At 70.1% G+C, this 20,169-nt stretch carries 21 protein-coding genes; 15 read left to right on the top strand and 6 right to left on the bottom strand.

The genetic code is table 11. The annotated features are described in order from the left end of the window. The first annotated feature begins 143 nt into the window (after nt 1-143). The 10 genes from Q2K21_RS01970 (at nt 144) to Q2K21_RS02015 (ending at nt 8,732) form a co-directional block, all read left to right on the top strand. A complete protein-coding gene (locus Q2K21_RS01970; RefSeq protein ID WP_310763318.1) occupies nt 144-1,076 on the top strand; it encodes a Rossmann-like and DUF2520 domain-containing protein in 933 nt (310 codons plus the stop codon). Beyond that, entirely contained in the window at nt 1,073-2,113 is a 1,041-nt protein-coding gene (gene panC, locus Q2K21_RS01975) for a pantoate--beta-alanine ligase (RefSeq protein WP_310763319.1), read from the top strand. The genes Q2K21_RS01970 and panC overlap by 4 nt, the downstream gene beginning before the upstream one ends. Continuing rightward, complete coding sequence (locus tag Q2K21_RS01980) at nt 2,110-3,879, top strand: L-aspartate oxidase (protein ID WP_310763320.1); 1,770 nt, start codon at nt 2,110-2,112, stop codon at nt 3,877-3,879. Before panC ends, Q2K21_RS01980 begins: the two co-directional genes overlap by 4 nt. 5 nt (nt 3,880-3,884) lie before the next feature. Further along, entirely contained in the window at nt 3,885-4,862 is a 978-nt protein-coding gene (gene nadC, locus Q2K21_RS01985; protein WP_310780545.1) for a carboxylating nicotinate-nucleotide diphosphorylase, read from the top strand. A gap of 8 nt (nt 4,863-4,870) precedes the next feature. Then, nucleotides 4,871-5,668 (top strand): type III pantothenate kinase, encoded by a 798-nt coding sequence (locus Q2K21_RS01990; RefSeq protein WP_310763321.1) that lies wholly within the window; start codon nt 4,871-4,873, stop codon nt 5,666-5,668. Nucleotides 5,669-5,876: 208 nt separating this feature from the next. Next, nucleotides 5,877-6,533 (top strand): hypothetical protein, encoded by a 657-nt coding sequence (locus tag Q2K21_RS01995; protein ID WP_310763322.1) that lies wholly within the window; start codon nt 5,877-5,879, stop codon nt 6,531-6,533. Nucleotides 6,534-6,642: 109 nt separating this feature from the next. Continuing rightward, nucleotides 6,643-6,822 carry a hypothetical protein gene (locus Q2K21_RS02000; RefSeq protein WP_310763323.1) on the top strand — a complete coding sequence of 60 codons (180 nt, stop codon included), beginning with the start codon at nt 6,643-6,645 and terminating at the stop codon, nt 6,820-6,822. A gap of 218 nt (nt 6,823-7,040) precedes the next feature. After that, nucleotides 7,041-7,592 carry a BlaI/MecI/CopY family transcriptional regulator gene (locus Q2K21_RS02005; protein WP_386275947.1) on the top strand — a complete coding sequence of 184 codons (552 nt, stop codon included), beginning with the start codon at nt 7,041-7,043 and terminating at the stop codon, nt 7,590-7,592. Between the two features lie 9 nt (nt 7,593-7,601). Then, on the top strand, nt 7,602-8,135 hold the full coding sequence (locus Q2K21_RS02010) for an amino-acid N-acetyltransferase (RefSeq protein WP_310763324.1): 534 nt from the start codon (nt 7,602-7,604) through the stop codon (nt 8,133-8,135). Nucleotides 8,136-8,396: 261 nt separating this feature from the next. Then, nucleotides 8,397-8,732 (top strand): histone-like nucleoid-structuring protein Lsr2, encoded by a 336-nt coding sequence (locus Q2K21_RS02015; RefSeq protein ID WP_310763325.1) that lies wholly within the window; start codon nt 8,397-8,399, stop codon nt 8,730-8,732. Here Q2K21_RS02015 and Q2K21_RS02020 read toward each other — a convergent pair. Continuing rightward, nucleotides 8,711-9,385: an SCO3374 family protein gene (locus Q2K21_RS02020; RefSeq protein ID WP_386275943.1), complete on the bottom strand. Its 675-nt coding sequence runs from the start codon at nt 9,383-9,385 to the stop codon at nt 8,711-8,713. The two genes, Q2K21_RS02015 and Q2K21_RS02020, sit on opposite strands and share 22 nt — an antisense overlap. Nucleotides 9,386-9,816: 431 nt before the next feature. On the opposite strand from Q2K21_RS02020, the gene Q2K21_RS02025 reads away from it, so the two are divergent. After that, nucleotides 9,817-12,342: an ATP-dependent Clp protease ATP-binding subunit gene (locus tag Q2K21_RS02025; protein ID WP_310763327.1), complete on the top strand. Its 2,526-nt coding sequence runs from the start codon at nt 9,817-9,819 to the stop codon at nt 12,340-12,342. 353 nt (nt 12,343-12,695) lie between these two features. Next, nucleotides 12,696-13,256, top strand: a complete 561-nt coding sequence (locus Q2K21_RS02030) for a M23 family metallopeptidase (RefSeq protein WP_310763328.1) — start codon at nt 12,696-12,698, stop codon at nt 13,254-13,256. A 17-nt stretch (nt 13,257-13,273) separates the two neighbouring features. On the opposite strand, the gene Q2K21_RS02035 is transcribed toward Q2K21_RS02030, so the two are convergent. Next, on the bottom strand, nt 13,274-13,873 hold the full coding sequence (locus tag Q2K21_RS02035) for a TetR/AcrR family transcriptional regulator (RefSeq protein ID WP_310763329.1): 600 nt from the start codon (nt 13,871-13,873) through the stop codon (nt 13,274-13,276). Nucleotides 13,874-14,052: 179 nt separating this feature from the next. Here Q2K21_RS02035 and Q2K21_RS02040 point away from each other — a divergent pair, with 179 nt between their 5' ends. The 3 genes from Q2K21_RS02040 to Q2K21_RS02050 all read left to right on the top strand — a co-directional run bounded on the left by Q2K21_RS02040 (nt 14,053) and on the right by Q2K21_RS02050 (nt 16,774). Beyond that, a complete protein-coding gene (locus Q2K21_RS02040) occupies nt 14,053-15,636 on the top strand; it encodes an MDR family MFS transporter (protein ID WP_310763330.1) in 1,584 nt (527 codons plus the stop codon). Between the two features lie 163 nt (nt 15,637-15,799). Further along, nucleotides 15,800-16,267 carry a helix-turn-helix transcriptional regulator gene (locus tag Q2K21_RS02045; protein WP_310780549.1) on the top strand — a complete coding sequence of 156 codons (468 nt, stop codon included), beginning with the start codon at nt 15,800-15,802 and terminating at the stop codon, nt 16,265-16,267. A gap of 60 nt (nt 16,268-16,327) precedes the next feature. Beyond that, nucleotides 16,328-16,774 (top strand): VOC family protein, encoded by a 447-nt coding sequence (locus Q2K21_RS02050; protein ID WP_310763331.1) that lies wholly within the window; start codon nt 16,328-16,330, stop codon nt 16,772-16,774. Nucleotides 16,775-16,913: 139 nt separating this feature from the next. Here Q2K21_RS02050 and cseC read toward each other — a convergent pair whose 3' ends face one another. The 4 genes from cseC to Q2K21_RS02070 are packed head-to-tail and all read right to left on the bottom strand — an operon-like array spanning nt 16,914 to nt 20,166. Then, nucleotides 16,914-18,257: a two-component system sensor histidine kinase CseC gene (gene cseC / locus Q2K21_RS02055; protein WP_310763332.1), complete on the bottom strand. Its 1,344-nt coding sequence runs from the start codon at nt 18,255-18,257 to the stop codon at nt 16,914-16,916. Nucleotides 18,258-18,265: 8 nt separating this feature from the next. Next, on the bottom strand, nt 18,266-18,973 hold the full coding sequence (gene cseB, locus Q2K21_RS02060; protein WP_310763333.1) for a two-component system response regulator CseB: 708 nt from the start codon (nt 18,971-18,973) through the stop codon (nt 18,266-18,268). A 9-nt stretch (nt 18,974-18,982) separates the two neighbouring features. Continuing rightward, nucleotides 18,983-19,639 (bottom strand): hypothetical protein, encoded by a 657-nt coding sequence (locus Q2K21_RS02065; RefSeq protein WP_310763334.1) that lies wholly within the window; start codon nt 19,637-19,639, stop codon nt 18,983-18,985. Next, nucleotides 19,627-20,166, bottom strand: a complete 540-nt coding sequence (locus Q2K21_RS02070; RefSeq protein WP_310763335.1) for a SigE family RNA polymerase sigma factor — start codon at nt 20,164-20,166, stop codon at nt 19,627-19,629. The genes Q2K21_RS02065 and Q2K21_RS02070 overlap by 13 nt, the downstream gene beginning before the upstream one ends. Between the last annotated feature and the right edge of the window lie 3 nt (nt 20,167-20,169).

The following is a 20,169-nucleotide window of genomic DNA, read 5'->3' on the forward strand; positions in this document are numbered from 1 at the left end:
GGGCACCCTCATCTCCGTACCTTAAGCGACCTGCGAAAACCCACAGCCTGTGGACAACCGGTCGGCCCGTGAACCAATCGCGTTAACATGACGAGAAATCGTCCGGTACCCAGAGCGGACTGGAACGGGAAGGCCACCGTCGAGTGAGTACATTCCAACAGCCAGACCCCAAGGACCGCCCCGCGCGGCTCACCGTGGGCGTGGTCGGAGCAGGCAGGGTCGGCCCCGCGCTCGCGGCGTCACTGCAGCTCGCCGGGCATCGTCCGGTCGCCGTCTCCGGAGTCTCCGACGCCTCCAGACGGCGGGCGGCCGAGATGCTCCCGGACGTGCCCCTCGTCCCGCCCGCCGAGGTCCTGCGGCGGGCCGAGCTGGTCCTGCTGACCGTTCCGGACGACACGCTGCCCGGCCTTGTGGAGGGACTCTCGGAGACCGGGGCCGTACGGCCGGGGCAGCTGCTGGTGCACACCTCCGGGCGGTACGGCGCGAAGGTGCTCGACCCCGCCCTGCGCGCGGGAGCGCTGCCGCTCGCCCTGCACCCGGCGATGACCTTCACCGGCACTCCCGTGGACGTCCAGCGCCTGGCCGGGTGCTCCTTCGGGGTCACCGCGCCCGAGGAGCTGCGGCTGGCCGCCGAGGCCCTCGTGATCGAGATGGGCGGTGAGCCCGAGTGGATCGCCGAGGAGATGCGCCCGCTCTACCACGCGGCCCTCGCCCTCGGCGCCAACCACCTGGTCACCCTGGTCGCCGAGTCCATGGAGCTGCTGCGCGCGGCGGGCGTCGAGGCCCCCGACCGCATGCTCGGCCCACTGCTCGGCGCCGCCCTCGACAACGCCCTGCGCTCCGGCGACGCGGCCCTGACCGGCCCCGTCGCGCGCGGGGACGCGGGCACGGTGGCCGCGCACGTCGCCGAGCTGCGCAGGCACGCCCCGGGGACCGTGGCCGGCTATCTGGCGATGGCCCGCGCGACCGCCGACCGGGCCCTGGCCCACGGACTGCTCAAGCCGGAGCTGGCCGAGGACCTCCTCGGGGTACTCGCCGACGGGACGAAACTGCCCGAGAACGGGGAAGACCGATGAGCCGCCGCCCATTCGAACTCGTCCCGACGGTGGACGACCTGCGGTACGTGCAGGACCACTTCGGGGTGCCGGGACGCACCGCCGTCGTCATGACCATGGGCGCCCTGCACGAGGGCCACGCCACCCTGATCAGGGCGGCGCGCAAGCATGTCGGCACCAAGGGCTTCGTGATCGTCACCGTCTTCGTGAACCCCTTGCAGTTCGGCAAGGGCGAGGACCTGGAGCGCTATCCGCGCACCCTGGAGGCCGACCTGAAGGTCGCCGAACAGGCCGGCGCGGACGCCGTCTTCGCCCCCTCCGCGGACGAGGTCTACCCCGGTGGCGAGCCCCAGGTGCGGATCACCGCGGGCCCCATGGGCGAGCGCCTGGAGGGGGCCTCCCGCCCCGGCCACTTCGACGGCATGCTCACCGTGGTCGCCAAGCTGCTGCACCTCACCCGCCCCGACGTCGCTCTGTACGGGCAGAAGGACGCCCAGCAGCTCGCTCTGATCCGCCGGATGGTGCGCGACCTGAACTTCGGCGTGGAGATCGTCGGCGTGCCCACCGTCCGCGAGGACGACGGTCTCGCCCTCTCCAGCCGCAACCGCTACCTGTCGCCCGAGGAGCGGCACACCGCCCTCGCCCTCTCCCGGGCCCTGTTCGCGGGCCGTGACCGGCATGCCGCCCAGGAGGCTCTGCGCGCGCGTGCCCGCGAAGTGCCCTCCACGCACGCGCGTGCCGAGGCCCTCAGCGCCATAGGGGAGTCGCGCGCCGCCGCCGACGCGCACGCGGTCGCGAAGGCCGTCCCGGGCGGTCCCGCGGCCGTCCGTGCCGCTGCCCGTCTCGTCCTCGACGACGCCGCCCGCCTGGACCCGCCGCTGGTCCTGGACTACCTCGCCCTGGTCGATCCGTCGGACTTCAGCGAGATCCCCGACGACTTCGAAGGTGAGGCGGTCCTCGCCGTCGCCGCCCGGGTCGGGACGACCCGGCTGATCGACAACCTCCCGCTCTCCTTCGGAGCCCCCGAGCCCGTCGACCCTCACGGAGCCGCCTCGTGACCAGCACAGGCATACGACTGCACGCGCCCGCCCCAGGGTGGTCCATCTCGGCTGACGTCGTGGTCGTCGGCTCCGGCGTCGCCGGCCTCACCGCGGCCCTGCGCTGCGAGGCCGCCGGTCTGAAGACGGTCGTCGTCACCAAGGCCCGCCTCGACGACGGTTCCACCCGCTGGGCGCAGGGCGGCATCGCGGCGGCCCTGGGCGAGGGCGACAGCCCCGAGCAGCACCTGGACGACACATTGGTGGCGGGCGCGGGCCTGTGCGACGAGGAGGCCGTACGCATCCTGGTCACGGAGGGCCCCGACGCCGTACGCCGGCTCATCTCCACCGGCGCCCACTTCGACACCGACGACGAGGGCGGCATCGAGCTCACCCGCGAGGGCGGCCACCACCGCCGCCGGATCGCGCACGCCGGCGGGGACGCGACCGGCGCCGAGATCTCCCGGGCACTCGTCGAGGCCGTACGCGCGCGTGGGCTGCGCACGATCGAGAACGCGCTGGTCCTGGACCTGCTCACGGACGCCGACGGCCGCACCGCGGGCGTCACCCTGCACGTCATGGGCGAGGGCCAGCACGACGGCGTGGGTGCCGTGCACGCCCCCGCCGTGGTCCTCGCCACCGGCGGCATGGGCCAGGTCTTCTCCGCGACCACCAACCCGTCGGTGTCCACGGGCGACGGAGTGGCACTCGCTCTGCGCGCCGGCGCCGAGGTGAGCGACCTCGAATTCGTGCAGTTCCACCCGACCGTGCTGTTCCTCGGCCCGGACGCGGAGGGCCAGCAGCCGCTGGTCTCCGAGGCGGTGCGCGGCGAGGGCGCCCACCTGGTGGACGCGGACGGGGTGCGTTTCATGGTCGGGCAGCACGAGCTGGCCGAACTGGCGCCCCGGGACATCGTCGCCAAGGGCATCATGCGCCGCATGCAGGAGCAGGACGCCGAGCACATGTTCCTCGACGCCCGCCACTTCGGCGCCGACATGTGGGAGCACCGCTTCCCGACGATCCTCGCGGCCTGCCGCGCCAACGGCATCGACCCGGTCACCGAGTTCGTCCCGGTCGCCCCGGCCGCCCACTACGCCTCCGGCGGCGTCCGCACCGACTCCCAGGGCCGGACGACCGTGCCGGGCCTGTACGCGTGCGGCGAGGTCGCCTGCACGGGCGTCCACGGCGCCAACCGGCTCGCCTCCAACTCGCTCCTGGAGGGCCTGGTCTACGCCGAGCGCATCGCCGCCGACATCGCGGCGGGCCACGCCGAGCACGGCCTCCACGCGCGCGTGCCCGACCCCATCGAGCAGCCCGCGCACCCCGAGAGGCCCGCGCACCCGCTGCTCGCGCCGGAGGACCGGTTCGCGATCCAGCGGATCATGACGGACGGCGCCGGGGTGCTCAGGTCCGCGGAGTCGTTGCAGGAGGCAGCGGACCGGCTCCAGCGGCTGCACACAGACGCGCGCGACGCACTCGACGAGAACGGCAAGACCGCCGAGCCCGGCGTCGACACCTGGGAGACCACCAACCTCCTGTGCGTGGCCCGTGTCCTGGTCGCCGCCGCCCTGCTGCGGGAGGAGACCCGCGGCTGCCACTGGCGCGAGGACCACGCGGGGCGCGACGACACCGCCTGGCGCCGCCACGTCGTCGTACGGCTGAATCCGGACCGGACGCTGGCCGTACGCACCACCGACACCGCAGACTTCCCCCCGACCCTCGCCCAAGCCCCCGGCTCCGCGCGAGCCGGTAGGACCCTTACGCCCCAGCGTCCCCAGGAGCAGTGACCGAAGTGACCACCCCCGACCTTCCCCTCGTCCCGAGCGGCGGCTGCGGCGACGGCTGTGCCTGTGGCGCGGACGGCGACGAGGAATACCTGGAGTGCGGGCTCGACCCCGCGCTCGCCCAGCTCCTGGCCGACGCCGGACTCGACCCGGTGGAGGTCGAGGACATCGCCAACGTCGCCATCCAGGAGGACCTGGCCCACGGCGTCGATGTGACGACGGTCGCGACGATCCCTGAGGACGCGGTCGCGACGGCGGACTTCACCGCGCGCGAGGCGGGCGTGGTGGCGGGCCTCAGGGTCGCCGAGGCCGTGGTCTCGGTGGTCTGCACGGACGAGTTCGAGGTCGAGCGCCACGTGGAGGACGGCGACCGGGTGGAGGTCGGCCAGAAGCTTCTGAGCGTCACCACCCGCACCCGCGACCTGCTCACCGCCGAGCGCAGCGCGCTGAACCTGCTGTGCCGCCTGTCGGGCATCGCGACGGCCACGCGCGCGTGGGCGGACGCCCTGGAGGGCACCAAGGCGCGCGTACGGGACACCCGCAAGACGACGCCGGGCCTGCGCGCGCTGGAGAAGTTCGCGGTCCGTTGCGGCGGCGGCGTCAACCACCGCATGTCCCTGTCGGACGCGGCGCTCGTGAAGGACAACCACGTCGTGGCGGCCGGCGGAGTCGCCGAGGCCTTCAAGGCGGTCCGCGAGACGTTCCCGGACGTGCCGATCGAGGTCGAGGTCGACACCCTGCACCAGCTGCGTGAGGTCGTGGACGCGGGCGCGGACCTGATCCTCCTGGACAACTTCACTCCGGGCGAGTGCGAGGAGGCGGTGGCCCTCTTCGGCGGCCGCGCCCTGCTGGAGGCGTCGGGCCGCCTGACCCTGCAGAACGCGAGGGCGTACGCGGAGACGGGTGTCGATTTCCTGGCGGTCGGAGCGCTCACGCACTCCTCCCCGATCCTGGACATCGGCCTGGACCTGCGAGCAGCGGAGTAGGTGGGACCGTGCTGCTGACCATCGACGTAGGAAACACGCACACCGTCCTGGGCCTGTTCGACGGCGAGGACATCGTCGAACACTGGCGCATCTCCACGGACGCGCGCCGCACGGCGGACGAGCTCGCGGTGCTCCTCCAGGGCCTGATGGGCATGCACCCGCTGCTCGGCGAGGAACTGGGCGACGGCATCGACGGCATCGCGATCTGCGCGACCGTGCCGTCGGTGCTGCACGAGTTGCGCGAAGTGACACGGCGCTACTACGGCGACGTGCCCGCGGTTCTCGTCGAACCGGGCGTCAAGACGGGGGTGCCGATCCTGACCGACAACCCCAAGGAGGTCGGCGCGGACCGCATCATCAACGCGGTCGCCGCGGTCGAGCTCTACGGCGGTCCGGCGATCGTCGTGGACTTCGGTACGGCGACGACGTTCGACGCGGTCAGCGCGCGCGGGGAGTACGTCGGCGGCGTCATCGCGCCCGGTATCGAGATCTCGGTCGAGGCGCTGGGGGTCAAGGGCGCGCAGCTGCGGAAGATCGAGGTGGCACGGCCGCGGAGCGTGATCGGCAAGAACACCGTCGAGGCGATGCAGGCGGGCATCATCTACGGGTTCGCCGGACAGGTCGACGGGGTCGTGAGCCGCATGGCCCGCGAACTGGCGGACGACCCGGACGACGTCACGGTCATCGCGACGGGAGGCCTTGCCCCCATGGTCCTGGGCGAGTCCTCGGTCATCGACGAACACGAACCGTGGCTGACCTTGATCGGCCTGCGCTTGGTATACGAACGGAACGTGTCACGTATGTGAGGGGCGAACGCGCCCCTTTAGGGGCGCGGGGCCGTGACGTTGTGCGGCTCCGCCGCGTGGGCGCGAGCAACCACACACGACCCGCACGCGCCGTCGAGCCGACACCGCCCACGGCGAAGAGGCGGAGGCTCCCCCCACCTGGGGGAACCCTGAAGCGACACGGCCCCGCGGGGGGCCGGTTTTGTCCGATTAGCGGTAGCGTCCCCGCATGCCCACGCCACACGGATCCCGCGGCGGCCTGGCGTTCGGCGCGGAGGAGCTGCGTGTGCTCCGCCGTGCCCTCGCCCTCGCCCTCCAGCCCCGTACCGCCTCCGCCGAGGACGTCCAGGACTGCCTCCGCCTCGCCGAGTCCGTCGACGAGGCGGTGCGCGAGGGCGCCCGTCTGAGGGCCTTTCTGCTGGCCGACCTCGCCCGCTACCGGGCGGGCCTCCCGGGCGCCGTAGCCGGCTACTGCGCCCTCCTGGAGGAGGCGCTGGGGGCCGGCTACCGCCCGCTCCCGGACGACCTCGCCGCCCTGCGCTCCCTGCGCGGCACTCCCGCCGTCGCCGCCCTCCTCGACCACTGCGGCGCCCTCGCCGAACGCGACGCACGCGCCCGCCTCGCCCTCCGTACGGCGATGATCCCCACCTCCCGGGTTCGTCTCACGGCGCTCCGGGGCGGCCGGGCGGGAGCGCCGGAGTCGGCGGATGGCCCCGCCCGCAAACCCGCCGACAAGCCGACCGAAAGGCCCGAGAAGCCGGGCCCGCCCCCCGAGCCGGGGACCCCGCGCCCGTCGCGCCCCATCCCCACCCCCGGCGAGGTCTTCCCGCCGAAGCGGAAACCGGCCCCTCCCGCGCACTCCGAGCGGCAACTGGTCGCCGGCTGAAGCCGTCGCCGGGCGGCGCCGTACCCGCCCGTTCCTGCCGTACCTGCCCTCATCCGGTAACGCCCACCCGACCGGGATCGATCGGACAGGGCCTGGCTACTCTGGACGCATGGACTACGTCTCCGCGCTCGTGCCCCCGGTCGTCATGGCCGTCTTCTTCATCGGGCTGATCAGGGTGATCGTGAAGACCCAGGGCGGCGCCAACAAGGCCAAGGAGGACGCGGCCGTCGACGCGGCCCTCGCGCACACGGACGGCGCCCCCAAGGCCGCCCGTGACACCGAGGTCTGACCTGACCCGGAGCCCGTCCCCGGCGCCGCCCGGCGCCCGCTTCGCCACTCCCGGCATCCCTCCGAGCCGCCGCGGCGTACGACTCCCGAACCTATCGAGTCGTACGCCCTTTTTGTTGCCATTCGCCGTGAAAGTGCACGTCCGGCGGGCCATTGGTGACATCTCCCACTATTGTGCTGAGCGTGCCTCGCCCATTGGGAGAACTCGAAGACGCGGTCATGACGCGGGTGTGGAAGTGGAACCGCCCGGTGACCGTTCGAGAAGTCCTGGAAGACCTTCAACAGGAACGGTCCATCGCGTACACCACGGTGATGACCGTTTTGGACAATCTCCATCAGAAGGGCTGGGTGCGCCGTGAGGCGGAAGGCCGGGCCTATCGATATGAGGCGGTCTCCACTCGTGCCGCCTACGCGGCCGCACTGATGAACGATGCCTGGTCGCAGAGCGACAACCCGGCCGCCGCACTCGTCGCCTTCTTCGGCATGATGAGCGACGAACAGCGCGGGGCACTGAGGGACGCCGTACGCATCGTGCAAGGCCCGGAGAGCGTCCCGGAGCCCCCGAGCACCGAAACGGCCACCGCACCGGAGCCCGAATCCCGCGAATCCGCCGAGCCCACGGATCGTTCGGACGCGAACACGGGCACGAAGCCGGACACGAACCGGGATACGAACCCGGGCGGGAAGCCCCACGGGAACCCGGGGAAGAACGCCGCGGAGATGCGCGAGGAGAAGAACCCCGCCGCCGCCGAGGACGGCAACGGGCGATAGCGTCCGCTCATGCCAGCAGAGAGCCCCGAAGTCACCGCAAAAGCCATCACTGTCCGACGGGCCAGGACGAGCGATGTCCCGGCGGTGCGCCGCCTCCTCGACGCCTACGTGCGGCGCGGCATCCTGCTCGACAAAGCGACGGTGACGCTTTACGAGGACATCCAGGAGTTCTGGGTGGCGGAGCGCGACGACAACGGCGAGGTCCTGGGCTGCGGTGCCCTGCACGTCATGTGGGAAGACCTGGCGGAAGTTCGCACTCTCGCGGTGATGCCCGAGGCGAAGGGTCTCGGTGTCGGGCATCAGTTGCTGGAGAAGTTGCTGCACACCGCCCGCTGGCTCGGCGTTCGCCGGGTTTTCTGTCTGACCTTCGAAGTGGACTTCTTCGGGAAGCACGGCTTCGTCGAGATCGGCGAGACACCGGTCGACACCGATGTCTACGCCGAGCTGCTGCGTTCCTATGACGAGGGTGTGGCGGAGTTCCTCGGTCTCGAACGAGTGAAACCGAACACCTTGGGCAACAGCCGGATGCTTCTGCATCTGTGATCGCCACGAGATGGTCAAGGGATCGCCCGGGAGTATTCGGCGGTGCTTCAGCCGGACAGGCTTGCCCAGGTTCCCTATGTCCGAAACGCGCATGTTTCCGGTCTCCCGGTCGTCCGTCGGTCTCTCCCAGGGGTTTGTGTTTTTCCAGCAAAAGCGGTTTGCTTTCCGACGTACTGCAGTACTGCATATAACAGGGGGCGCGAAACAAGCGGCACAAGCCGCAGACCCTCGGCCCTGAAGTTATCGATGAAAGGAAATCCGGTGGCACAGAAGGTTCAGGTCCTTCTTGTCGACGACCTCGACGGTGGCGAGGCGGACGAGACCGTGACGTTCGCACTGGACGGCAAGACGTACGAGATTGATCTCACGACCGCCAACGCGGACAAGCTCCGTGGCCTTCTCGACCCCTACGTGAAGGGCGGCCGCCGTACCGGAGGCCGTGCGGCAGGTGGGCGTGGCAAGACCCGTGCCGCTTCCGGTGGCAGCCAGGACACCGCGCAGATCCGCGCCTGGGCGAAGGAGAACGGTTACGAGGTCAACGACCGTGGCCGTGTTCCGGCGTCCATCCGCGAGGCTTACGAGAAGGCGAACGGCTGAGCGCTCGCGCGCCGCAGCCGGACCCGATGGCAGTGCGTCGCCATCGTGTCGACCAGCCGTACCAGATCGGGGGCGCCCCCACCGCCCCCCAATGCCGACAGAGTCGGCAAAAGGAATTCCATCTCGCACCCCGGCTCAGGGGGCCGCAGCCAGACGGCGGCCCCCTGTGAACGGATCCGGCCCAGGGGAAGCGGCCGGGATCCCGGGGCGCCGGCCAGGCCCGGGGACACCGCCGCCGGGGCCCACCCCGGCGGCAGAGGCGCCTCGATGTGCCCGCCCGCGCCGGTCGCCGTGAGATCCAGGGCCAGAGCGCCCCACTCCAGCCAGTCGAGCAGCCCCGGCAGCTCCTCCGCGCTGCCCGCGGCCACCAGCAGCCGCATCCGCTCTCCGTGCAGCGCCACCGGGGACGCCGGCCCCAGGTGCCGCAGCGCGGCGAACCCCGCCTCCGCAGGGACCTCCAGGACGTCGAAGCGCAGGCCCGTGACCAGCCGCACCGGCCTTCCGGGCACGCTCGTCCAGCCCAGCTCGTCCTCGTACCACTGACGCACCGCGTCGCTCGGGTGGAGCGGCCGCCGCGGAAGGGGCACTGTGGCAGGAGGAGGTGAATCGGAGCGACTCTTCGAGGGGTGGTGGTCGGGCGATGGGCGGGCCATGCCAGGAGCAACAGCCGAAGTCGGCACCGAGTTACGCTGGGTGGTGAGTCGATTGCGCAGAGTGTCGGAAAAAGAGGGCATACGGGGGTGTGCGGCGGCGCAAGGATGTTCGCCCGTAGCGGAGGGAACCGGTGCGCGCGGCATGGAGTGTCAGTCCGTACGGGTAAGACATCCCTAGTGGGAGGGGGCGACACGCAGGAGAGGCCGTCTCACGTTCGCCAACGGCGTACTGGCGAGTGGGGTATCTGCCTGGCCTGCGGGAACATCGTCTCGCACCATCGGGTTGGAGCAGATGTCGGCGTTCGGGGTCAGGAGGCCAAGGACGGTGTCGGCAGTTGGAATGAGCGGTCCCCGCTTGCGGGACTAAGCTGCGGAAGGACAGCGAGGGGAGCGTCCCCTCACTGCCTGACCGCTCTGAGGAGCGATTAACGATGTTCGAGAGGTTCACCGACCGCGCGCGGCGGGTTGTCGTCCTGGCTCAGGAAGAAGCCCGGATGCTCAACCACAACTACATCGGCACCGAGCACATCCTCCTGGGCCTGATCCACGAGGGTGAGGGTGTCGCCGCTAAGGCCCTGGAGAGCCTCGGGATTTCGCTCGAGGCGGTCCGCCAGCAGGTGGAGGAGATCATCGGCCAGGGCCAGCAGGCCCCGTCCGGCCACATTCCCTTCACCCCCCGTGCCAAGAAGGTCCTGGAGCTGTCGCTCCGAGAGGCCCTTCAGCTGGGCCACAACTACATCGGCACGGAGCACATCCTGCTCGGCCTGATCCGTGAGGGCGAGGGCGTCGCCGCCCAGGTCCTGGTCAAGCTGGGCGCAGACCTCAACCGTGTCCGCCAGCAGGTCATCCAGCTGCTGTCGGGCTACCAGGGCAAGGAGACCGCCGCCGCGGGCGGCCCGGCCGAGGGCACGCCCTCGACCTCTCTGGTCCTGGACCAGTTCGGCCGGAACCTCACCCAGGCCGCTCGTGAGTCCAAGCTCGACCCGGTCATCGGGCGCGAGAAGGAGATCGAGCGGGTCATGCAGGTGCTGTCCCGCCGGACCAAGAACAACCCGGTGCTCATCGGCGAGCCCGGCGTCGGCAAGACGGCGGTCGTCGAGGGCCTGGCGCAGGCCATCGTCAAGGGCGAGGTGCCCGAGACCCTCAAGGACAAGCACCTCTACACCCTGGACCTGGGCGCGCTGGTCGCCGGCTCCCGCTACCGCGGTGACTTCGAGGAGCGCCTGAAGAAGGTGCTCAAGGAGATCCGCACCCGCGGCGACATCATCCTGTTCATCGACGAGCTGCACACGCTGGTCGGTGCGGGTGCCGCCGAGGGCGCCATCGACGCGGCTTCCATCCTGAAGCCGATGCTGGCCCGCGGTGAGCTGCAGACCATTGGTGCGACGACCCTGGACGAGTACCGCAAGCACCTGGAGAAGGACGCGGCCCTGGAGCGCCGCTTCCAGCCCATCCAGGTCGCGGAGCCGTCCCTGCCGCACACGATCGAGATCCTCAAGGGTCTGCGTGACCGGTACGAGGCGCACCACCGCGTCTCCATCACGGACGAGGCCCTGGTCCAGGCCGCCACCCTGGCCGACCGGTACATCTCGGACCGCTTCCTGCCGGACAAGGCGATCGACCTGATCGACGAGGCCGGATCCCGGATGCGCATCCGCCGGATGACCGCGCCGCCGGACCTCCGCGAGTTCGACGAGAAGATCGCGGCCGTCCGCCGGGACAAGGAGTCGGCCATCGACTCCCAGGACTTCGAGAAGGCGGCTTCTCTCCGTGACAAGGAGAAGCAGCTGCTGGCGGCGAAGGCCAAGCGGGAGAAGGAGTGGAAGGCCGGCGACATGGACGTCGTCGCCGAGGTCGACGGCGAGCTGATCGCCGAGGTCCTGGCCACCGCCACGGGCATCCCGGTGTTCAAGCTCACCGAGGAGGAGTCCAGCCGCCTGCTCCGCATGGAGGACGAGCTCCACAAGCGGGTCATCGGCCAGGTGGACGCCGTCAAGGCGCTCTCGAAGGCGATCCGTCGTACGCGTGCGGGTCTGAAGGACCCGAAGCGTCCCGGTGGTTCGTTCATCTTCGCGGGCCCGTCCGGTGTCGGTAAGACCGAGCTGTCCAAGGCGCTGGCGGAGTTCCTCTTCGGCGACGAGGACGCGCTGATCTCCCTCGACATGTCGGAGTTCAGCGAGAAGCACACGGTGTCGCGTCTCTTCGGTTCGCCCCCCGGTTACGTGGGCTACGAGGAGGGCGGCCAGCTGACGGAGAAGGTGCGCCGCAAGCCGTTCTCGGTCGTCCTCTTCGACGAGGTCGAGAAGGCCCACCCGGACATCTTCAACTCGCTGCTGCAGATCCTGGAGGACGGTCGCCTGACCGACTCCCAGGGCCGGGTCGTGGACTTCAAGAACACGGTCATCATCATGACGACCAACCTCGGCACCCGGGACATCTCCAAGGGCTTCAACCTGGGCTTCGCCGCCGCGGGTGACACGAAGACCAACTACGAGCGCATGAAGAACAAGGTCTCGGACGAGCTCAAGCAGCACTTCCGCCCCGAGTTCCTCAACCGCGTCGACGACGTGGTGGTCTTCCCGCAGCTGACTCAGGCCGACATCCTGGCGATCGTCGACCTGATGATCGGCAAGGTCGACGAGCGGCTCAAGGACCGGGACATGGGCATCGAGCTCGCCCAGTCCGCCAAGGAGCTGCTGGCGAAGAAGGGCTACGACCCCGTGCTGGGCGCCCGGCCGCTGCGCCGTACGATCCAGCGCGAGATCGAGGACACGCTGTCCGAGAAGATCCTCTTCGGGGAGCTGCGTCCGGGCCACATCGTGGTCGTCGACACGGAGGGCGAGGGCGAAACCCAGACCTTCACCTTCCGCGGCGAGGAGAAGTCGGCACTGCCGGACGTCCCGCCGATCGAGCAGGCGGCCGGCGGCGCCGGGCCGAACCTGAGCAAGGAGGCGTAAGCGCTCGGCGCTTCGCCTGAAAGAAAGGGGCTGCCCCGGGACTTCGGTCCCGGGGCAGCCCCTTTTCCGGGTATGGCCGGCTGGTGACAAGCCGCACAGCCGATGTGGTCGGTCCTAAGCGGGATAGTGGAAGAGCCTATTCGGGCAAAAGGGACTTTTGGTTCCGGCTCTTGGAGTGGGGTCAATGTCGGAATCATGCCTTGTGGGTGGGGTGCACGATGTTTATCCGCACTGTCAAGGTTCGGGGAAATTTCCGATGAGATACTAAACAGCGTCGTACTTTACGTATTTTGGGCTTCGTGGGGATGTGGTTTACCAAGGGATGGTCAAGTCCCCGACTTCCCGAGGTGTTCATGTCGAAGCGCGCCACGTCCTACTCGTCCCGTACGTCCCGACTCCGCTGCTGGGCCGCCGTGCTGGCCGCCGGTGCGGGAGCCTCGGCCGTGTGGGGGGCCGGGGTCGCGGCCGCCGCCGGTAGCACCGCGGCCGGCTCCGCGTCCTGGGTCCACCCGGTCAAGAACTACAAGCTGTCCGCCCGTTTCAACCAGGCCGGCGGCATGTGGAAGTCCACTCACAGCGGGCAGGACTTCGCTGTTCCGACCGGGACGAAGGTCGTCGCCGCGCACGGCGGTACGGTCGTCAAGGCCGGTGGCAACGGCGCGGGCGACGGGCCCGCGTACGGCAACGCGATCGTCATCAAGCACGCCAACGGCACGTACTCCCAGTACGCCCATCTCTCGCGCGTCGACGTGAGGGTCGGTCAGGTCGTCGCCACCGGGCAGCGCATCGCTCTCTCCGGCAACACCGGCAACTCCAGCGGTCCGCATCTGCACTTCGAGATACGTAAGACCGCGAACTACGGGTCCGCCGTCAATCCCGCCGCCTTCCTGCGGTCCAAGGGCGTGACCGTCTGAGAGGCGGCCCTTGCGGCTTACGACGCCTGAGCGCCCGAGTGCGCCTGCGTCACCAGGTCGATGGCGACCTCCAGGACCGCCTTGCGCTTGTCCTCGGGGTCGCCTTCGACCTCCTGGAGGGCGAACATCCCCGCGTGCATGCTGAACAGCGCGCTGACGCAGCGGACCTGGTCGGTCAGGGAGGCGTCCGGGTCCCTGATGATGTCGCGCATCTCCAGCATGCGGTCCTTGAACTGGTTGCCGATGCTCAGTTCCCGGACCGTGGCCTGGTTCTCCTGCATGAAGCGGAAGAGCGGGGCGGCGCCGGTCAGCGCCTCGCTGTAGCGGCGCAGCACCTCCTGCTTGGTCTCCAGGCTGTGCGGCTGCGACTTGCCCCACTCGATCAGCTCGTCCATGGGCCGGGTCAGGTCCTCGAAGATGCCGACCAGGATCTCTTCCTTGGTCTTGAAGTGGTAGTAGAGCGCGGCCTTGGTGACGTCCAGGCGTTCGGCGATCTCGCGCAGCGAGGTCTTCTCGTACCCCTGCTCGGCGAAGAGTTCGAGCGCCACGTCCTGGATGCGCTGGCGGGTGTCGCCGCGCCGCTGCCGCTTGGTGCCGTCCATGGTGGTGCCGCCCATCCTCGTACTCCTCGCGCCCCTCGTACTCGCGGAAAACCTACCTGCCGGACGACGGGCGCAAGCCCCCGGAAACTTACTTGACGCCCGGCTAGTTACGGGGCTACCTTCCCTCAGTGTAGTGAACTAGCCGGGCGGCAGGTAAGTGGCCGACGGCGCGCAGTACCCAGGGAGTGGGGACCATGGCGGAGAACGCGGCACCGGCCGAAGGCGAGAAGCAACCACGCAGCGTGCGAGTGGTCCTGCTCGCGCTGATGATCGCGATGCTGCTCGCGATGCTCGACAACATGATCGTGGGCACGGCGATGCCGACGATCGTGGGCGAGCTCGGCGGGCTCGAACACCTGTCGTGGGTGGTGACCGCGTACACGCTCGCGACCGCCGCCTCCACCCCGCTGTGGGGCAAGCTCGGCGACATGTACGGGCGCAAGGGCGCCTTCATGACCTCGATCGCGATCTTCCTGATCGGGTCGGCGCTCAGCGGCATGGCCCAGGACATGGGCCAGCTCATCGGCTTCCGGGCCATTCAGGGCCTTGGTGCCGGTGGCCTCATGGTCGGTGTCATGGCCATCATCGGCGATCTGATCCCGCCCCGGGAACGCGGCAAGTACCAGGGCATGATGGCCGGCGTCATGGCGCTCGCGATGATCGGCGGACCGCTGGTCGGCGGCACGATCACGGACCACTGGGGCTGGCGCTGGGCGTTCTACATCAACCTGCCGCTCGGCGTGGTCGCCCTGCTCGCCATCAGCGCCGTGCTGCACCTGCCGAAGAAGCGCGCCCAGGCCCGTATCGACTATCTCGGCGCCGGACTGCTGACCGTAGGCATCACCTCGATCGTGCTGGTCACCACCTGGGGCGGGTCCGAGTACGCCTGGGGCTCCGCGCGGATCATGGAGCTGATCGGGCTCGGCGTCGCCTCGCTCGTCGGGTTCCTGCTCTGGCAGACCAAGGCCGCCGAGCCGATCGTGCCGCTGCACATCTTCCGCAGCCGCAACTTCTCGCTGATGTCGTTCATCGGGTTCATCACCGGCTTCGTGATGTTCGGTGCGGTGCTGTTCCTGCCGCTGTACCAGCAGTCGGTGCAGGGCGCCTCCGCGACCAACTCCGGGCTGCTGCTCCTGCCGATGCTCGGCGCGATGCTCGTCGTGTCGATGATCGCGGGGCGGGTCACCACCAACAGCGGGCGCTACAAGATCTTCCCGGTGGCCGGCGGTGTGCTGATGATCGTGGGCATGTTCCTGCTCGCGCAGATGGACACCGGTACGAGCCGGTTCACCTCCGGTGTGTACATGGCCGTCCTGGGCGCCGGTATGGGCTGCCTGATGCAGGTCACCATGCTGGTGGCGCAGAACAGCGTCGAGATGCGGGACATGGGTGTCGCCTCGTCGACCACGACCCTCGCGCGGACGCTCGGCTCCTCCTTCGGTGTCGCGATCATGGGTGCGCTGTTCAATAACCGGGTGCAGGACGTGATGTCCGAGCGGGCGGGCGCGCTGGGTTCGAAGATCACCGAGCAGTCCGCGCAGCTGGACGCGGCGAGCCTGGCGAAGCTGCCGGCGGCGGCGCGCGAGGCCTACCAGTACGCGGTGTCTGCGGGTACGCACTCCGCGTTCCTGCTGGGCGCGGTGGTGGGTGTGGCGGCACTGGTGGCCGCGGTGTTCGTGAAGGAGGTTCCGCTGCGGGGGGCGGGGCCGGACAAGCAGGCCGGGGATGCGGCTGGGGACGCCGCGGGGGCGCAGTCGGTGGTTGCAGAGGCCGTCTGACGGCGCGATCTCCTCGGCCTGAAGGCCCTCGGCGCGGTCCGTGCCGGGGGCCTTCGGTCGTGTGCGGGGCCGGCCGGGGGCCGCCGCGGCGGGGGCGAAACGCCCTCCAGGCGTGCGCCGGACGTTGTCGGTGCTGCGTGTCACCATCGACGGCGTGGACAAGATGCGGCAGCTTCGGCTTGCCAAGGACGCGATGGATCGGGACTGGGCCGACCCCGGCCTCGACCTCGGTGCCGTGGCCGCGCACGCGGGGTACTCGCGGTATCACTTCATACGGGCCTTCAAGGCGGCGTACGGCGAGACGCCCGGCCAGTATCTGACGCACCGGCGGATCGAGCGGGCCGAGGAGATGCTGCGCTCCGCGAACCTTTCCGTGACCGAGATCTGCCATCTCGTGGGGTTCAGCAGCGTCGGCACGTTCTCCGCCCGGTTCAAGGCGTGGACCGGGCTCACCCCCAGCGAATACCGGGCCAAGCACGTGGGCCGCGGGGCCGCCCTCATACCCGGGTGCTACGCCATGCTCTGGGCCGGCGGCTTCCGGCCCGGTGCCGAGCAGGGGCAGGGGCAGGGGCAGGGGCGGGGGCAGGCGCAGGAGCGGGAGCGGGAGAGCAATTCCGAAGAAGCGCGGTGACACCTCCGCTGCCTACCGTGGCAACGCAAGCAACCGCCCCCGCGCACCCGGGAGAACGCCATGATCAAAGGACTCGCCATCACGACCGTCTGGGTCCTCGACCAGGACCGGGCCAAGGAGTTCTACACGCAGAAGCTCGGCCTGGAGGTCCGTACCGACATGACCATGGGGGAGGGTGGCATGCGCTGGCTCACCGTCGGCGCCCCCGAACAGCCCGACGTCGAGCTGACGCTCATGGTGCCGGGACCGCCCGCGATGGACCCCGAGTCCGCCGAGATGATGAAGAAGCTGGTGGCCAAGGGGGTCCTCGGCGCCGGAGTGCTGGCCACCGACGACATCCACGGGGACTACAAGAAGCTCAAGGACCGCGGCGTGGAGTTCCTCCAGGAGCCGCAGGAGCGCCCGTACGGCACCGAGGCGCTGTTCCGCGACGACTCCGGCAACTGGTTCTCCTTCACCCAGCGGCGGGAGGGCGACCTGGATCTGGACAAGGACTGGGTCCGTTAGAGCCGGTCGGAAGAGCCGGTCGGAAGAGTCGGTCGGAAGAGCCGGTCGGAAGAGTCGGTCGGAAGAGTCGGTCGGAAGAGTCGGTCGGAAGAGTCGGTCGGAAGAGTCGGTCGGGACAGCCGGTCGGGAGAGCCGGAGGTCAGCCGCTCGACAGCGGCATCATCGGGAAGCTGCCCGTGTTCGTCGGCGCGTGCTCCGGCAGCCACAGCACCGCGACCGCGCCCTCGGCCGGTACGTGCTCCGGCGCCCCCGCCGGCCGTACGTTGCGGAAGGTCAGCCGCGCGCCCAGCACCCTGGCCTGGCCCGCCGCGATGGTCAGCCCCAGGCCGTGGCCGACGCCCGAGCGGTCCGAGCGGCCCGTGCGGAAGCGGCTCGGGCCCTCGGCCAGCAACTCCTCGGGGAAGCCGGGACCATGGTCCCGTACGCGGATCACCCGGCCCTCCACCGAGACCTCGATCGGCGGCTTGCCGTGCCGGGCCGCGTTCGCCAGCAGGTTGAACAGCACGCGCTCCAGGCGGCGCGGGTCCGTCGTGACCTCCGACTCGTGGATCACCCGGACCGCTATGCCCGCGTCCTTCGCGGCCACCCTCCGGGCCACGAACTCGCCCAGCATGATGTCCTGCAACTCGGCACGCTCGGAGGCCCCGTCCAGCCGGGCGACCTCCAGGACGTCCTCCACCAGCGTGCGCATGGCCTTGGCGCGGTCCAACACCAGTTCGGTGGGGCGGCCGGGCGGGAGGAGTTCCGCCGCCGTGAGCAGGCCCGTGACCGGGGTGCGCAGCTCGTGCGCGATGTCCGCCGTCACCCGGCGTTCCGCCTCCAGGCGCTGCTGGAGCGCGTCCGCCATCGCGTCGACCGCGCGCGCCAGATCGTCGGTCTCGTCCCGCACGACACCGCCGATCGCGTCCCGTACGCGGACGTCGGTCTCGCCCTTGGCGACCCGGTTGGCCGCGGCGGCCGCCTTGCGCAGGCGCCCCGACAACTGCCCGCCGATCAGCACGCCGAGCGCCGAGCCGCCGAGGACGACCGCGATCGAACCGATGATCAACGCCTGGTCGAGGTCCTTCATCACATCGGCGCCGCGGTCCGTGAAGCGGGTGTGCAGGGACAGCACCCTGCCGTCCTTCAGCGGTACGGCGGCCCAGATGTCCGGCACCCCGTGCGCGCCCTCGGACACATAGGTGGCGCGCCGGCCCTCCGCGACCTTCTCCATCAGGTCCCCCGGGATGTCCGGGTCGTCGACCTTGACTCCGAAGGCCTGCGTGCGTCCGGCCTCGTACATCCGCTGGGCCACCCGGATGCGCTCGTCCGCGAGGTCACGCGAGTTGTCGAGCATCGACACGCGCGCCGCGTTGTGCACGACCAGGCTCAGCGCGATCGCGACCAGCGCGCCGACCAGGGCGATCGCCGCGCTGAGTTTCCATCTGAGGCCGGTCCGTATGGCCGCGTCGTCCGGGACCAGACGTCCGAGAATCCCCCGCATACTCCTGCTCAGGCCTTCAACTTGTAGCCGAAACCGCGGACCGTCTCGATCCGGGCCTGCCCGATCTTCGCGCGCAGCCGCTGCACATGGACGTCGACGACGCGGGTGTCACCGCCCCAGCCGTAGTCCCACACACGCTCCAGCAGTTTGTCGCGCGACAGTACCGTGCCCGGCGCCGACGAGAACTCCAGCAGCAGCCGCATCTCGGTCGGCGTGAGTGCCACCGGCTTCCCGGACCGTCGTACCTCCATGCCCTCGGTGTCGACCTCCAGGTCGCCGAAGGAGAGTACGCCGCCGACCACCGACGAGGAGTCCTCGGAGGCCGCCCGGTCGGCGCCGTTCGCGTGTCCGAAGCGGCGCAGCACCGCGCGGATGCGCGCGACCAGGACGGCGCCGTCGAACGGCTTGGTCACATAGTCGTCGGCGCCAGCCTCCAGGCCGAGCACGACGTCGATCGAGTCGGCGCGCGCGGACAGCATGATGACCGGCACGGTCGACTCGTCACGGATACGCCGGCACAGGCTGACGCCGTCGAGACCGGGGACCATCACATCCAGCAGGGCGATGTCGGGGCGGTCGGCGCGGAACGCCTCCAGGCCCGACAGTCCGTCGGGCATGGCGGTGACCGCGAAGCCGTCCCGCTCCAGCGCGAGCTGGGTGGCCTCGCGGATGACGTCGTCGTCCTCGACGAACAGGACGTGGGTCTGCTCTGCCATCCGCTGCTCTCAGTTTCTGGCCGGGGCGGGTGTGTCGTCGTTCCCCACCGCGTTGCTGTATTGGGTCTGCGTACTGGACACCCTGGCGAAGTAGGTCGTCCTCCAGTTGTAGGTGATCACCTGCTCGATGGAGGGATACGTCACCGGGTCGCCCTTCTCGTACGACTGCTGCGTCACGACCAGGTCACCGCGGTCTATCTCCGCGTAGACCGGTGGCTCCTCAGCCTTGAACACATTCTCGTACCTGTGGTTCTCCATGCGGTACACGTACGCCCCCACGCCCACGGCGTCATGGCAGGTCATCACATTCACCACGATGTCGTTCACGGGCCCGCCGGTCAGCTCGCCGTAGGAGACATCGACGGGGTACTCGTCGGCCACGCACGGCTTCAGGGCGTCCTTGACCGCCTTCGCGACCTCGGGGTCGCTCTTGACCAGCTTCACCACGTCCTGACGCGTGGGTTCCTGGGTGGTCGGCGAGGCGGACGGCGTGGCGGCTTTGGCGACCACCGTGTCGCTGCTCGCCGGACCCTCGTCCCGCGCGCCCGTGCCGCCGGTCGCGCAGGCGGAGACGAAAAGCCCGAGGGCGGCGAGCACGGCCACCGCCGTGATCGCCGCCTTGAGGGCTTCGCTGGGCTCTATGGTCCCGGTGCCTAGGCCGCGCAACGCTCCCGCTCCTCACGCTCCAGCGCGCGTGCGTCCAGGTCGCGGGCCTCCAGCTCCTCGCGGAGCCGGGCGAGCGCCCGGTGCAGCGTGCTCTTGACCGTACCGGCCGACATGCCGAGGGCGGCGGCCGTCTCCTCCGTGGACATCTGCTCCCAGTGTCGCAGCACGACGACACTGCGCTGCTTCGGAGCGAGCACCTTCAGGATGTCCATCAGCAGGGCGCGGTCGGCGTGCTGCTCGGTGGCGTCCTCGATGGACGCGTCCGGGAGCTGCTCGGTGGGGACCTCCTCCAGCCTGCGGGCCCGCCACCACTCGGTGCGCGTGTTGATCATCACGCGGCGCAGGTAGGCGTCCGCGAGGCGCTTGTCCGCGATGCCCTCCCAGCGGCCGTAGGTGCGCACCAGCGCGGTCTGCAGCAGGTCCTGGGCGTCGGTCGGGTCGGGAACCAGCCGACGCGCGCTGCGCAGCAGCGCGTCCTGCCGGGTGCGTACGTACTCCTCGAACTCGAGCACCTCGCCGTGCGCCATTCC

Source organism: Streptomyces sp. CGMCC 4.7035 (assembly GCF_031583065.1).
GTDB classification, from domain to species: domain Bacteria; phylum Actinomycetota; class Actinomycetes; order Streptomycetales; family Streptomycetaceae; genus Streptomyces; species Streptomyces yaanensis.